We start from the raw sequence: 13,994 nt of genomic DNA on the forward strand, positions 1-13,994 counted from the left end.
GGACGAACGGCTCAGCGGGACCGTGCGCTCAGCGCGAGGGAACCTGGTCCGTCCAGGGGTCGGTCACCAGCTCGCTCACCCGGGCCTCGACACTCAGCCCGTCCGCCGCGAGCGCCGCGGCGAGGTCCTCGACGGCGTAGCGCAGCCAGGGCCATTCGCTGGCGTAGTGGGCCGTGTCGACGAGGAACGGTGTGCCCGCCGGCCCGGGTTTGCCGGCAGCCCGGGCCTCGAACTCGGCCCGCTCGCGCAGCTCGGAGGCCGGGTGGTGGCGCAGGTCGGAGGTGACGTAGACGTCGGCCGCGGCGGCGCGTACGGCGTCGAAGTAGCCGTCGCCGGATCCGCCGAGGACGGCGGCCGTGGTCACCACAGCGTCCGGGTCGCCCGAGAAGCGGATCCCCTGGGCTGTGGCGGGCAGCGCGGCCGCGACGCGGCGCGCGAAGTCGGCGAGCGTGGTGGGCTCGGCGAGGCGGCCTACTCGGCCGATGCCGCGCTGGGCGCCTGGCCGGCGTCGCTCAGCTCGAGCGGTCGCCGGTCGGTGATGCCGACGAGGTCGGCGAGGGCGTCGGCGACACCCCGCGGGGCGGCGTCGGCGTTGGTGTGCGCCACTTGCAGGGCGCACCCGCCGGTGAGCAGCCGGTGCACCACCGAGCCCTTGAACGTGGTGGCGGCCACGGAGCTCACCCCCCGCAGGAACAGGGGGTGGTGGGTGACGATCAGGTCGGTGCCCCAGTCCAGTGCCTGGTCGACGACGGCGGTCACGGGGTCCACCGCGAACAGCACCTTGCGTACGGGTGCGGCGGGGTCACCGGCCACGAGTCCGACGGCGTCCCACCCCTCCGCCGTCGACGGCGGGTAGAGGCCGTCCAGGGCGCCGACGACCTGCGCCAGCGTGGGGACATCATTGCTGCTCACACCCGGCAGCGTAGTACGGGGCGCCGGTTGCGGCGGGGTTGTCCGGTTCCCTCAGGCGGGTCGATCCGGACCTTGCTAGCGTCCGGAAACGTGGACACCGAGCCGCTTTACGACATCCTTGCCCACCTCCTCCCCAGCCAGCGCGTCGAGACCCCCGCATGAGCGGCAGGGCACACCTGCTGACCGCTCTCCGTAACCGTGTGGACATCCGGGATCTCCTCCCGTCCCGCGCCGACTACGACCTCCGTCCCCGGACCCTGCGCTCCGACCTCCTGGCGGGGGTCACCGTAGGCGTCGTCGCCCTGCCGCTCGCGCTCGCCTTCGGCGTCAGCTCCGGTGTCGGGCCGGCGGCCGGCCTCGTGACCGCCGTCGTCGCCGGCATCGTCGCCGCCGTGTTCGGCGGGTCGAACGTCCAGGTCAGCGGCCCGACCGGCGCCATGGCAGTGGTCCTCGCCCCCATCGTGGCGCAGCACGGCCTGGGTTCCGTCGCACTCGTGACGCTGCTCGGCGGGGTGATGGTGCTGGCGTGCGGCCTGCTTCGGCTGGGCCGCGTCGTCACCTACATCCCGTGGCCTGTGGTCGAGGGCTTCACCCTCGGCATCGCGGCGATCATCTTTCTGCAGCAGGTCCCGGCCGCGTTCGGTGTCACCGACGAGACCGGGCACAACACCCTGCTCACCGCGATCCGCTCGATCGGCACGGCGCTGTGGCCGTGGGGCGCCGTCGTCGAGAGCCACTTCAGCAGGGGTGGTGTCGACGGCGGTGCGGTCGACGGCGGCATGCTCACCTGGGTCTGGACCCTCGCCGTCGTGGCGGTAGTCGCCGCCGTGATGCTGCTGCTGCCCCGTGTGGCGCGCGCCCTGCCGGCGTCGCTCGTCGCCGTCGCGCTGGTGACCCTGATCGCGGAGCTGTCCGACGCACCGGTGCCGCGCATCGGTGAGCTGCCCAGCTCGCTCCCCTTCCCCGTGCTGCCCGACGCCACCCCGGGCGCCGTCCGAGACCTGGTAGGAGCGGCCCTCGCGATCGCCGCGCTGGCCGCCATCGAGTCGCTGCTCTCGGCGCGGGTCGCGGCATCCATGCCTACGGAAACACCCACCGGCACCGGGCCGTACCACCCGGACCGGGAGCTCGTGGGGCAGGGCCTCGCGTCCTTGGCGAGCGGACTGTTCGGCGGCATTCCCGCCACGGGTGCGATCGCCCGCACCGCGGTCAACGTGCGCTCGGGGGCCCGCACCCGCCTGGCCGCCGTCGTGCACGCGCTGGTGATCCTGGCAGTGATCTACCTGGCCACCGGCCCGGTAGGGCGCATCCCGCTGGCCGCGCTGGCGGGTGTGCTGATGGTGACGTCGTTCCGGATGATCGGCGCCGCGACCATCCGGTCGGTGCTCACCTCGACCCGCCCGGACGCCCTCACGTTTGTGGTCACCGCGGTGATCACCGTGGCGTTCGACCTCATCGACGCCGTGCAGATCGGCCTGCTGATCGCGGCGTTCTTCGCGCTGCGGGCAGTGGCCGGGTCGACGTCGGTGCGGCTGGAGCCGCTGCCCGGTGTTGCGCACGAGGGCGACGAGCGGATCGCGCTGTTCCGGCTGGAGGGCGCAATGTTCTTCGGGGCGTCCGACCGGATCCTCGGCGAGGTCACCGCGCTGACACCCGGGTCCGTCGACGTCGTGATCCTGCGGCTCTCGCACCTGCAGCTGGTGGATGCCACCGGGGCGCGCGCCCTCGCGGACCTCGTGGCGGAGCTCGAACGGCGCGGCGTGACCGTGCTGGTGAAGGGCATCCGGCCGCAGCACCGCCGGATCCTGGAGGCCGTGGGCCTGCACCGGGAGCTGCGGCACGAGAGCCACCTCTTCACCGCCCTGCCGGCCGCTGTCGCCTTTGCCCGGTCGCACATCCGGCAGACCACGTCCGGCGGACGCTGACCACCTAGATTCACGCCGCCTGGATTCACGCCACCTAGATTCACACCGCCGTCACACCCCGCCGTCACACCGCGGAGGACCTGGCGCGCATAGGCTTTCACCGTGACCGAGTCAGCAGCCAGTGCAGCAGCAAGCACACCAGCGCCACGCATGAACGTCGAGTCGTTCAACCTGGACCATCGCGCCGTCGCCGCCCCGTACGTGCGGCTCGCCGACCGCAAGCAGCTCGCGGGCGGGGACGTGATCGTCAAGTACGACGTGCGGTTCACGCAGCCCAACGTGGCGCACCTGGAGATGCCGACCGTCCATTCCCTGGAGCACCTGTTCGCGGAGCACTCGCGCAACCACTCCGACGCCGTCCTGGACTTCTCCCCGATGGGCTGCCAGACCGGCTTCTACCTGATGCTGCAGGGCGAACCGCCCTACGAGGACGTCCTCGCCCTCATCGCAGCGACGATGCGCGACATCGTCGCGGCCACCGAGGTGCCCGCGGCGAACGAGGTGCAGTGCGGCTGGGGCGCGAACCACTCCCTGGCCGGCGCCCAGGAGGCCGCGTCCGCATTCCTGTCGGCCCGCGGTGTGTGGTCGCAGGTGTTCGGTGACGGCGCCTCCGGCGAGGCGTCGGCACGCGACGCCGCCGCCCGGGACGCGGCGGCTCGGGAGGCTGCGGCGCGGGACGCGGCGGCCGGGATACACCGGCCGGGTTCGCCGCTGCCGGGCACGTCGCTGCCGGGCGTCGAGCAGTGAGCGGGGAGGTGCCCGTCGCCGTCGTGCTCGTCGCGATGGACGACGAGGCCACGCCGTTCCTCCAACTCGCCTCCGACGTGGGCGAGCCCGAACGCGTGGGCCGCGCCGAGCACCGGCGGATCACGCTGGCCGGACAACCGGTAGTGCTGGTGCGCACCGGCATCGGCTTCGTCAACACGACGGCCGCGGGCACAACCGCGATCCTGCGCTACGGCGACGGCGTGCCGCTGATCAGCGCGGGCAGCGCGGGTGGGCTCGCCAAGGACATCGCGGTGGGCGACGTCGTGCTGGGCACGCGCCTCGTGAACGCCGACGCCGACGCCCGTGCCTTTGGGTACGTGCTCGGCCAGGTCCCGGGCATGCCGGAGGCGTACGACGCCGATCCGGGACTCACCGACGCCGTCCGGCGGGCTGCGGCGGATGCTCCCGGGGCCCAGGTCCTTCGTGAGGGCACCATCGGGTCGGGCGAGAAGTTCGTGATCGCTGACCTGGCGGCGCAGCTCCGCGCGGACTTCCCGGACATGCTCGCCGTCGACATGGAGTCGGCGGCGCTGGCCCAGCTCTGCCACAACTTCGGCGTCGCCTTCGTGTCGGTGCGGGCCGTCTCAGACCTGTGCGCGCCCGACGGCACCGAGTTCCTCACACACGTCGACGACGCCGCGCAGCGCTCCGCCCGCCTGGTCGCATCGGCCGTGGGGCTGCTGGCCGGCTGATGACGATGGATGCGACCTTCTGGGACGAGGCGGACCGCCTCCTGATCCGCTACGGGCCGAGCTTCAACCCGCGGGTCATCGAACGTGCCGCCGGCGCGTACGTCTACGACACCGACGGCACAGCGATCCTCGACTTCACCTCGGGGCAGATGAGCTCGATCCTCGGGCACGCCCACCCGGACATCGTCGCCACGGTCTCGAAGGCGATCGGTTCGCTGGACCACCTGTTCAGCGGCATGCTCAGCGCCCCGGTCCTGGGGCTGGCCGGCCGGCTCGCCGCTACCCTGCCGCCCGCGCTGAGCAAGACCATGCTGCTCAGCACCGGCGCCGAGTCGAACGAGGCGGCCATCAAGATGGCCAAGCTCTCGACCGGCCGCTACGAGATCGTCTCGTTCGACCGCTCGTGGCACGGCATGACCCAGGGTGCGGCGTCCGCTACCTTCTCGGCGGCGCGGCACGGTTACGGTCCGCCGACGCCGGGCAACCTCGCGCTGCCCACCCCGAACGCGTACCGGTCGCCGTTCCGGGCGGCCGACGGGTCCTACGACTGGGCGGCCGAGCTCGAATACGGCTTCGCGCTCGTGGACCAGCAGTCGTCCGGGAGCCTCGCCGCGTGCCTCGTCGAACCCATCCTGTCCTCGGGCGGGATCATCGACCTGCCACCCGGGTACCTCGGCCGCCTCAAGGAGATGTGCGAGGCGCGTGGGATGCTGCTCATCCTCGACGAGGCGCAGACCGGTCTCGGCCGCACCGGGACCATGTACGCGTTCGAGCGCGACGGCGTCACCCCCGACATCCTGACTCTCTCGAAGACCCTCGGTGCGGGGCTGCCGGTGGCGGCAGTGATCACGACCGCCGAGATCGAGCAGGCCTGCTTCGACCGCGGGTTCCTCTTCTACACGACGCACGTCTCCGACCCGCTGGCCGCCGCCGTCGGGCTGACCGTCCTGGACGTCATCGAGCGGGAGCACCTCGTCGAGCGTTCGGCGAAGCTGGGCGAACAGCTCACCGAGCGCCTGCTGACCCTCCGCGAGCGGTACGACGTCGTGGGCGACGTGCGCGGCCGCGGACTGCTCCAAGGGATCGAGCTCGTCAGGGACAAGGAGAGCAAGGCCCCCGCCGACGCGCTGGGCAGCGCCGTCACCTCGGCCTGCCTGGAGCGGGGCCTGCACATGAACATCGTCCAGCTGCCGGGGATGGGCGGTATCTTCCGCATCGCGCCGCCCCTGACGATCAGCGAGGACGACCTGCACGCCGGGCTGGACATCTTGGAGGCGTCGCTCGGGGCGGTGCTGGACGGGCAGGGCGCGTGAGGTTTGGCGGCGGGTTCAGCCCTTCGCGTCGGCGTAGCTCTCCGTCACCGCGACGCTGAGCGGGAAGTCCACCGGGAAGTCGCCGAAGAGGAGCCGGCCTCCTCGGCGGCGGCCCGTACCTCCTGCGCGACGACGTCGGCGAGCGCCGCCGGGGCGTGCACCACCACCTCGTCGTGCAGGAAGAACACCAGGTGAGGGCGTACGTCGAACGGCGCGGGTGCGAGGCCGCGTATGGGGGTGTCGGTCGACCCGTCGCCGGCCGCGCCCTCGTCGGCCGAGCACGGCGAGATCTCCCCCAACGCCCAGAGCCGACGCCGGATGGACGCGATCCAGCACAGCGCCCACTCGGCAGCGGTGCCCTGGACCACGAAGTTCCGGGTGAACCGGCCCCAGGAGCGGGTCTGGCTGCGGGCGCGCGACTGCGCGTCGGCCCCAGCGTCCTCGTCGAACGCGGAGCCCTGCACCGCGGCCCACGACTCCCCGGGTAGGGGCGAGCTGCGGCCCAGCCGGGTGGTGACCACCTCACCGCGTTCACCGGCGCGTGCCGCGCGCTCGACCAGGGCGATGGCCTGCGGGAACGCACGGGCGAGCCGGGGCAGCACCTGCGCGCTGACGCCCGTGGTGCCCCCGTACATGGCGCCGAGCATGCCCACCTTCGCGTGCTCGCGGGACTCGACGACGCCGGCCGCGACGATCCCCGCATACATGTCCGTGCTCGCGCCGTCCTTGCTGCGCCCGGCGGCGGCCATGCGCTCGTCACGGGCGAGAGCTGCGAGCACACGCGGCTCGAGCTGGGCGGCGTCGGCCACCACGAAGGTCCAGCCCGGGTCGGCGACCACCGCCCGCCGGACGTTGTGCGGCAGCGAGAGCGCGCCGCCTCCCGTGCTCGCCCAGCGGCCGGTGACCACGCCGCCCACCACGTACTCCATGCGGAACCGGCCGTCGGGCGCCCAGGTGTCGAGCCAGTTCCAGCCGTTCGCGGTGTAGAGCCGGTAGAGGCTCTTGTACTCCAGGAGCGGCGCGATCACCGGGTGGTCGAGCTTCTCCAGCTCCCACTTGCGCAGGCTGCGCGCGCCGACGCCCGCGTACTCCATGGCGCGCAGCAGGTCCGGATGAGAGTCGGGATTGAGCGTGGGTGGGGCTTCGAGGGCGTCCCGGATCTGCTTGGCCAGGGCCTCCAGCTTCGCCGGGCGTGTGCCCGGTCGGGGTCGTGGCCCCAGCGCCTCGGTAAGGATCTCGTCGTGGACGTCGCCCCGCCACGGGAGCCCGGCGTGGTGCATCTCCGCGGCCGCGAGCGCCCCCGCCGACTCGGCGGCGAGCAGGAGCCGCAGCCGCCCGGGGTCGGCGCTCTCCTTGATCGCCCCGATCTGGGCGACCAGCTCGGCGACGGGGTCGAGCGAATCGTCCGCTTCAATTCCCCTGCCCGTTCTGCTGCTCGCTCTGCCGCCCGAACTGCCGTCCATCTCGTTGTCAGTCCGGGCCGCAGGTACGGCGATCTCGCCGAGGTCGAACAGCGGCTCGGCGCCGGGATGGCGTTCGGGACGGGCCAGCGCGGCCGCCGTCGGGCCGCCCGGGGGTGGGACCTGGGCGAGCCGGTCCCAGGCGGTAGGACCCGCCTCGGCAAGCGCGGTGCGTGCCGCGAGCGCGGACATTCGCAGCACCGCGTGTGCCAGCCGCAGGTCGTGCGCGCGGTCTACCCGGACGCCGTCCGCGAGGAGCGCCGGGTACCACCTGTTCGTGTCGTCCCAGGTCCACCGGGCCTGGGACGCCTCACCGGTGGCGACGTCGGCGGCCAGGCGGGCCGCCCCGATGACGCGCGGCTCCCCGGCGGGCGTACCGGAGTCGGACACCGGCCGTAGGCCGATGTCCGCACCTTCCCGCGAGACCACCGTGTGCATGGGCTCAGTCTGCCGCGCACCACTGACAGTCGGCGCCGGGCGCAGCACGATGGCCGTCGGCGTCGGTCAGGTTCGTGCTCTGAGCGGCACGTCGTCCGCGGTCAGCCGCCGAGCGAGGTCTCGAGGTCGGCCAGGACGCCACGGGCCGCGGTGGGGCCGACATTGAGGTAGAACACGTCGTCGTCGACGGAGACCGCCTGGCCGTCGTCGACCGCCACCAGAGTCGGCCAGAGGGGAAGCCCGGTCAGCTCCGCATCATCGCCGCCCTGCACCCCGTAGAAGATCCAGTCGCCGTCGGCAAGATCGAGCTGCTCCGCGCTGATGTCCACCGAGGTGTCGTCGACGAACTGCTGGCTCTCCGGACGGGCCAGGCCCGAGTCCTCTGCGACGGAGCCGCTGAACGAGGCGACACCGAACACCCGCGTGCGATCAGCGTTCTTGCGGAGGAACGACACCGTGGGCGCGCCTTCGACGGTCTCGCCGAAGGCCAGGGCGTCAGCGTGGTAGTCGTCCAGCCACTGCTGCGCCTGCGCAGTCCTGCCGACGGCGTCGGCAAGCAGGAGAAAGTCCTGCTTCCAGTACAGGCCCGTCCCCTGCGTCGCGACGGTCGGTGCGACGGCGCTCAGGCTCGCGTAGAGCGCTGCGGCATCCTTTCCTGCGTTGTTCATCAGGATGAGATCGGGGGCGAGGTTGGCGATGGTCTCGACATCGGGCTCGACGCGGCTGCCGACGTAGGTGACGGCATCCAGCGCGGCCTCCTCGGCCGGGAACGCGTCATACAGGTAGGGCGGGACCATCTCGGCTCCGTCGCCGGAGGTCGACCCGGTCGGCACGATGCCGAGCGTCAGCAGCGCGTCGGCCTGGCCGGTGGAGATCACCACGATGTTCTGGGGTTCGGTGTTGATGGCGGTCTCCCCGCCGAAGTGCACGACGGTGCGGGGGAAGACCCCGTCAGCGGCTCCGCTCCCCTTGCCCTCGGGCATGGTGCGTGGCGTGACGTAGTCGCTCGCATCGGCGGATGCCGTCGGCGCGGCGGCCCCGGCCGACGCTTCGGCGGAGCAACCGGCGAGAGCGAGAGCGGCGATTAGAACGGAGGCCGAGGCGACGATTCGCCTGGTTTCGATGTTCAGCACGAACGAAGCATAGGCTTACCTAAATGCAGTCCGAAATCGGTGAGCACGAGCTCGCCGACCCCGCCGCCATTGACCGCCGACGTCGATTCCGTCTCACCGGCGCCCTCCTCGTGGGGATCGGGGCGATAGTCGTCCTCGGCCTGCTCAGCCTCTCCATAGGTTCGAACAACCTCAGCATCGGGGAGGTGTGGACCGGGCTGACCACCGCCGACGGGTCGCGCGCGTCGATCATCGTCTGGCAGCTGCGGATGCCGCGCACCGCACTCGCGATACTGGTCGGCGCAGCTCTCGCGGTGTCCGGCGTGCTCATGCAAGCACTGACACGCAACCCGCTCGCAGAACCCGGCCTGCTCGGAGTCAACGCCGGGGCCGCCTTCGCCGTCGTGCTCGCCCTCTCGGTGCTCGGTGCGACGACGATCGACGAGTACCTCTGGTTCGCGTTTCTCGGGGCAGGCTCCGCCGCGGCCTTCGTCTACGTCATCAGTGTCCGCAGGACCCACGCCAGTGACCACGCCCGCCTGGTGCTCGCGGGCGCGGCGCTCACGGCCAGCCTCAGCGCCTGCACCGGCATCGTCACCATGTTCGATGCTGACACCTTCGACTCGTACCGCTTCTGGGTGATCGGCTCCGTCGCCGACCGCGGTATCGACACCGTCGTCCAGATCCTCCCCTTCGTCGTCGCGGGCCTCGTCGTCGCACTCATCTCGGGATCGTCGCTGAACGCCCTCGCGCTCGGCGACGAACAGGCCACCGCGCTAGGCGTGCGGCTCGCAGTGATCCGCGTGCTCGCCATCGCGACCATCACGCTCCTTAGCGGAGCGGCCACCGCTGCGGCCGGGCCGATCGGATTCGTCGGGCTCATGGTTCCGCATCTGCTCCGTCTTGTCGTCGGCGTGGATCACCGCACCGTTCTCGCCCTCTCCGCGGTCGTGGGGCCGTGCCTTGTGCTCGCTGCCGATGTGATCGGCCGCGTCGTCGCCCGGCCGGGAGAGCTCGAAGTGGGCATCGTCACGGCCTTCGTCGGCGCCCCCGTCCTCATCGTCCTGCTGCTGCGCAGGCGGTCATCGTGACCCGCAACGGCGGGCGCTTTCTGCCGCGCGGTTACACCCGGCTACGGATGCCCCGGGGCAACGCCCTCCTCGTGCACCGCCGTTCGGCGATCACGGCCGCGGTACTGCTCCTGGTCGCCCTTGCTCTAGCGGCGCTGACGATCTCGACGGGCGCCTATGACCTCTCACCGGCCGGTGCTCTTCGCGTGGTCCTCGGCGGAGGGTCGGATCTCGACCGCTTCATCGTGCTGGATCAGCGCCTCCCTCGTGCCACCGCGGCGCTGCTCGTGGGCGGAGCGCTCGGTGCTTCTGGCGCCATCTTCCAGAGCGTCTCGCGAAATCCCCTTGGTAGTCCCGACATCATCGGGTTCACCACGGGGGCAGCTACGGGCGGACTGGTCGTGATCCTCGTCATCGGCGCCTCGACCGCAAGCACGATCTTGGTCGGCACCGTCCTCGGCGGCTTCGCGACTGCCGCAGCGGTGATCGCCCTGGCAGTACGACGCGGGGCGACGGGCGACCGACTGATCCTCGCCGGGATCGCCGTCGCGGCGATGCTGGCCGCGGTCAACGACTACCTCATCAGCCGCGCCAGCATCGAGACCGCCGAGGCGGCGAGAGCCTGGCAGTACGGGAGCCTGAACGCGATCTCCTGGCCGCCACTGGTGCCGCTTGCGATCGTGCTCGTCATCACGGCGCCCGCGGTGTTCTTCGTCTCCCGATCGCTGCGGATTCTCGAGCTGGGCGACGACACGGCAGCCGCTGTCGGCCTCAACGTGGCCCGCGCCCGCATCGTCGCCCTCGCCCTCGGCGTGTGCCTGGCCGCTATCGCCGTCGCCACCGCGGGCCCGATCGGTTTCCTCGCCCTCGCAGCGCCCCAGCTCGCCCGCCGTGTCGCCCGCTCCCCAGGCGTGACAGTCCTCGCCTCCACGACGATGGGCGCCACCATCCTCGTCTGCGCCGACCTGCTGGCGCAGCGGCTCCTCACGCCCTTCCAGATCCCCGTCGGACTGGTCACCGCCGCACTCGGCGGCGCCTACCTGGTCTGGATGCTCACGTTCGCACCGTCGAGTGATCGGTAGCTCGGACTACCGATCACTCGACGGGAGCCGGCCCTACGGCACCAGCCGGTGCAGGTCCCGCGGGAACGGCGTCACCTCGCGGATGTTGGCCGCCCCCACCAGGCGCGCCACCCACCGCTCCAGCCCGATCGCGAACCCGCCGTGCGGTGGCATCCCGTGCTTGAACGCCTCCAGGTAGGAGTTGTACGACGCCGGGTCCTCGCCCCGCGCCTCGATGGCCGCGACGTAGTCGGCGTACCGGTGCAGGCGCTGCCCGCCGGTGACCAGCTCGAGCCCGCGGAACAACAGGTCGAAGCTGTTGCTCCACCGCTCGCCACCCGGTTGCCCGTCCGGGCCGGAGCCCGGCTCCGGATGCGTGTAGAACGGCCGCTTCGCCATGGGGTAGCCCTCGACCGCGACGAAGTCCGACCCGTGCTCGGCGAGCGCCCACTCCCCGAGCGCACGCTCGTGCTCGGGGGCCAGGTCGGGCTCGTCCGACGGCGCGCCGACCAGCTCCAGGGCGTCGGCGAAGTGCAGCACCGGGAACTGCGCAGGGACCTCCGGGACCTCGACGCCCAGCCGCCCGGCGGCACCCGAGTTGCGTACGGCGTCAGCCATCCCAGCGACCACCTCGCGCAGCACCGCCAAGACGTCGCGATGGTCGCGCACGAACCCGAGCTCGACGTCGAGCGAGCGGTACTCCGCGAGGTGCCGCACCGTGTCGTGCGGCTCGGCCCGGAACACGGGACCGACCTCGTAGACCCGCTCGAAGACGCCGACCATCTGCTGCTTGTAGAACTGCGGCGACTGCGCCAGGTATGCGGGCCGACCGAAGTAGTCGACGACGAACACGTTCGCCCCCGACTCGGTGGCCGTGCCCACGAGCTTGGGTGTGCAGACCTCGGTGAAGCCCGCCGCGTCGAGCGTCCCGCGGAACCCGCGCAGGCTCGCCGCCGCGATCTCCCAGCGCGCCTTCTGCGCGGGGTGGCGCCAGGCGATCGCCGCGTGGTCGAGCATCGTGGGCAGCGCGGCGTTCAGGGCCGGCCGCCACAGCTCGACGGGCGGGGTCTCGGCGGCGTCGGTCAGTGGCGTGATCACGGGCTCGGTGACCTCCACGCCGCCGGGTGCCTGCGGGTTCGCGGAGACCGTGCCGGTCACCTCGACGACGGTCTCCTCGGGCGGCACCTGCGACGGCGTCCCTGACGGCCGCACGACTACCTGGGCGAGGCCGGTGCGGTCGCGCAGCACCAGGAACGTCACGGTCGCCAGCTCACGACGGCGGTGCACCCAGCCCTGCAGCCGGACGACCGAACCCGGCGGGACTGCCGACAGGTCGCGGGCGAGGGTACGGACAGGCACGCTCGCAACCGTGCTCGGGTACGGCAAGGGTGGTCTCATCATTCCTCCAGAGAGCGAAGGCCCTGGAGGAGCGGGCGGGGGCTAGGTCGCGGTGCCACCACTCCTTTGCCGGGAGACCCGGCCTCTCGTCGGTACGCCGCACGCGCGGGCAGGGCGTTCGCCGGGAGGTCCGGGCCGAGGTTCGTCACGCCTCACGCTCACCACCACGAACGTTATGCCCGACGACGAACCCCCCGCCACCTCATAGCTGGCCGTGCGCCTCCACCGAGAGGTCCTGCCAGTCGGCCCACGTCTTGAGCCGGTCGGCGTACACCTGCTGGATCATCGGGTAGAAGCCCTGGCCGAAGAGCACCCGCAGCGGCGGGTTGTCGGAGTCGACGACCTTGAGGAGTGCCTGGGCCGCGGCGGCCGGGTCACCGGCGGGCTGCTTCCCCGCGAGCCCGCCGAGGTACTTGCGGAGCCCGTCGTAGGCCGGGTTGGTCTCGGCCAGGTGACCGTTGGCCAGCGGATCCGGGTTCTTGCCGGACCGGGTGGCGAAGCCGCCTGGCTCCACCAAGGTCACCTTGATGCCGAAGCCAGCGACCTCTTGCGCGAGGCTGTCGTTCAGGGCTTCGAGGGCCCACTTGGAGAGGTGATAGGCGCCGCCGAGCGGCATCGCGATGAGCCCGGCGGCCGAGGACATCTGGATGATGTGCCCGCCGCCCTGCTCGCGCAGGTGGGGCAGCACGGCCTGGACTACCCACACCGCACCGAAGAGGTTGGTCTCGAGCTGGTCGCGCAACTGCGCCTCGGTCAGCTCCTCGATCGCACCGATCTGCGCGTAGCCGGCGTTGTTGACGACGACGTCGAGCCGGCCGAAGTGCTCCCTGGCCTGCTGCACGCTCGCGAAGACCGCGGCCTTGTGGGTCACGTCCAGCCCGATCGGGAGCACCGCGTCGCCATAGGCGGCGACCAGATCGTCGAGGCTGCTGGTGTTCCGGGCGGTCGCGGCCACCTGGTCACCGCGAGACAGGGCCGCCTCGACGAACTCGCGGCCCAGGCCGCGAGACGAGCCGGTGACGAACCAGGTCTTGGTCATGATGGATTCCGTCCTGTGGTCGGTTGTCGTTCACCACGACGACGGGCAGGACGGAACAGACGTGACAACCGGCCTAGCGATCGGCCCGACCGTTGGGTGTAGACGTGCGTCTACACCCAACCTAGGATGGAACCATGAAGACCGTTGGCACACGCGAGCTGAAGCAGAACCCGCACACGGTGATCCAGCATGTCCTGGAGACCGGGGACGAGTACGAGATCACGAATTACGGCCGCCCGACCGGCGTGCGGATCGTCCCTGATCACCCATCTCCTCGCCGCTGGGTTCCGGGAGGCAATCTCGCGGACATCCCGCCGATGAGTCCGCGCAACGCTGCCGACTGGCGCGCGGACGTCGAGAGCGCGATGACCGACGAGGTCACCGACCCCTGGGAGCGAGCGTGATCCTGCTCGACACGAACATCCTCATCGACCTCGACCTGTACGAGTTCGGCTCACACGAGGAGTACGGCGCCAGCATCCTGTCCCGAGCCGAGCTCGAGTTCGGCATCCACGCGGCCAAGAACCCGCACGACGCCGCCGAGCGCACCCGTCGGATCAACCAGCTCGACCAGCGGTTCGCCTGGGTCGAGCTCGACATCGAGTCGACTCGTTCTTACGGCATCGTGGCGGCCGGAGCACGAGCCACTGGCGCAAAGGTCCGCAGCAAGGACGCCCTCATCGCAGCGCAGGCGCATCGGCACGGCGCCGCTGTGATGACTGCCAACATCGACGACTTCAAGCCCTTCGACCACCTCGTCGAGATCGTCGCCCCTGTTCGCCGGAAACGATGAGACCCGCGTCGCA

At 71.4% G+C, this 13,994-nt stretch carries 10 protein-coding genes and 3 pseudogenes; 8 read left to right on the top strand and 5 right to left on the bottom strand.

Annotation, left to right across the window (positions count from 1 at the left end; all coding sequences use genetic code 11):
- Nucleotides 1–28: 28 nt before the first annotated feature.
- Nucleotides 29–912 (bottom strand): annotated as a pseudogene (locus AB1046_RS09090) (Nif3-like dinuclear metal center hexameric protein).
- A 158-nt stretch (nucleotides 913–1,070) separates the two neighbouring features.
- On the opposite strand from AB1046_RS09090, the gene AB1046_RS09095 reads away from it, so the two are divergent.
- The 4 genes and pseudogenes from AB1046_RS09095 to AB1046_RS09110 all read left to right on the top strand — a co-directional run bounded on the left by AB1046_RS09095 (nucleotide 1,071) and on the right by AB1046_RS09110 (nucleotide 5,610).
- The gene (locus AB1046_RS09095) at nucleotides 1,071–2,837 is read left to right on the top strand and encodes a SulP family inorganic anion transporter (protein ID WP_369374506.1); all 1,767 of its coding nucleotides are present in this window, start codon (nucleotides 1,071–1,073) and stop codon (nucleotides 2,835–2,837) included.
- 150 nt (nucleotides 2,838–2,987) lie between these two features.
- Nucleotides 2,988–3,431 (top strand): annotated as a pseudogene (locus AB1046_RS09100) (S-ribosylhomocysteine lyase); the annotation flags it as partial.
- 149 nt (nucleotides 3,432–3,580) lie between these two features.
- On the top strand, nucleotides 3,581–4,297 hold the full coding sequence (gene mtnN / locus AB1046_RS09105) for a 5'-methylthioadenosine/S-adenosylhomocysteine nucleosidase (protein ID WP_369374508.1): 717 nt from the start codon (nucleotides 3,581–3,583) through the stop codon (nucleotides 4,295–4,297).
- 5 nt (nucleotides 4,298–4,302) lie between these two features.
- Nucleotides 4,303–5,610 carry an aspartate aminotransferase family protein gene (locus tag AB1046_RS09110; RefSeq protein WP_369374510.1) on the top strand — a complete coding sequence of 436 codons (1,308 nt, stop codon included), beginning with the start codon at nucleotides 4,303–4,305 and terminating at the stop codon, nucleotides 5,608–5,610.
- A 15-nt stretch (nucleotides 5,611–5,625) separates the two neighbouring features.
- On the opposite strand, the pseudogene AB1046_RS09115 reads toward AB1046_RS09110, so the two are convergent.
- Nucleotides 5,626–7,508: pseudogene (locus AB1046_RS09115) on the bottom strand (bifunctional 3'-5' exonuclease/DNA polymerase).
- A 101-nt stretch (nucleotides 7,509–7,609) separates the two neighbouring features.
- Nucleotides 7,610–8,641 (bottom strand): ABC transporter substrate-binding protein, encoded by a 1,032-nt coding sequence (locus tag AB1046_RS09120; RefSeq protein ID WP_369374512.1) that lies wholly within the window; start codon nucleotides 8,639–8,641, stop codon nucleotides 7,610–7,612.
- 23 nt (nucleotides 8,642–8,664) lie between these two features.
- Between AB1046_RS09120 and AB1046_RS09125 the strand changes: the two genes are divergently transcribed.
- Together AB1046_RS09125 and AB1046_RS09130 are read left to right on the top strand one after the other, a co-directional pair.
- Nucleotides 8,665–9,711: a FecCD family ABC transporter permease gene (locus AB1046_RS09125; RefSeq protein WP_369374514.1), complete on the top strand. Its 1,047-nt coding sequence runs from the start codon at nucleotides 8,665–8,667 to the stop codon at nucleotides 9,709–9,711.
- Nucleotides 9,708–10,772 carry a FecCD family ABC transporter permease gene (locus tag AB1046_RS09130; RefSeq protein ID WP_369374516.1) on the top strand — a complete coding sequence of 355 codons (1,065 nt, stop codon included), beginning with the start codon at nucleotides 9,708–9,710 and terminating at the stop codon, nucleotides 10,770–10,772. Before AB1046_RS09125 ends, AB1046_RS09130 begins: the two co-directional genes overlap by 4 nt.
- A gap of 33 nt (nucleotides 10,773–10,805) precedes the next feature.
- On the opposite strand, the gene aspS is transcribed toward AB1046_RS09130, so the two are convergent.
- Nucleotides 10,806–12,110 (bottom strand): aspartate--tRNA(Asn) ligase, encoded by a 1,305-nt coding sequence (gene aspS / locus AB1046_RS09135; protein WP_369374518.1) that lies wholly within the window; start codon nucleotides 12,108–12,110, stop codon nucleotides 10,806–10,808.
- A 241-nt stretch (nucleotides 12,111–12,351) separates the two neighbouring features.
- Nucleotides 12,352–13,188 (bottom strand): SDR family NAD(P)-dependent oxidoreductase, encoded by an 837-nt coding sequence (locus tag AB1046_RS09140; RefSeq protein WP_369374520.1) that lies wholly within the window; start codon nucleotides 13,186–13,188, stop codon nucleotides 12,352–12,354.
- Nucleotides 13,189–13,322: 134 nt separating this feature from the next.
- Here AB1046_RS09140 and AB1046_RS09145 point away from each other — a divergent pair, with 134 nt between their 5' ends.
- Both AB1046_RS09145 and AB1046_RS09150 read left to right on the top strand, forming a co-directional pair.
- On the top strand, nucleotides 13,323–13,592 hold the full coding sequence (locus AB1046_RS09145) for a type II toxin-antitoxin system Phd/YefM family antitoxin (RefSeq protein ID WP_369374522.1): 270 nt from the start codon (nucleotides 13,323–13,325) through the stop codon (nucleotides 13,590–13,592).
- On the top strand, nucleotides 13,589–13,981 hold the full coding sequence (locus tag AB1046_RS09150) for a PIN domain-containing protein (protein WP_369374524.1): 393 nt from the start codon (nucleotides 13,589–13,591) through the stop codon (nucleotides 13,979–13,981). Before AB1046_RS09145 ends, AB1046_RS09150 begins: the two co-directional genes overlap by 4 nt.
- The last annotated feature ends 13 nt before the right edge of the window (nucleotides 13,982–13,994 follow it).

The sequence above is a fragment of the Promicromonospora sp. Populi genome (genome assembly GCF_041081105.1).
In the GTDB taxonomy this organism is placed as follows: Bacteria; Actinomycetota; Actinomycetes; order Actinomycetales; family Cellulomonadaceae; genus Promicromonospora.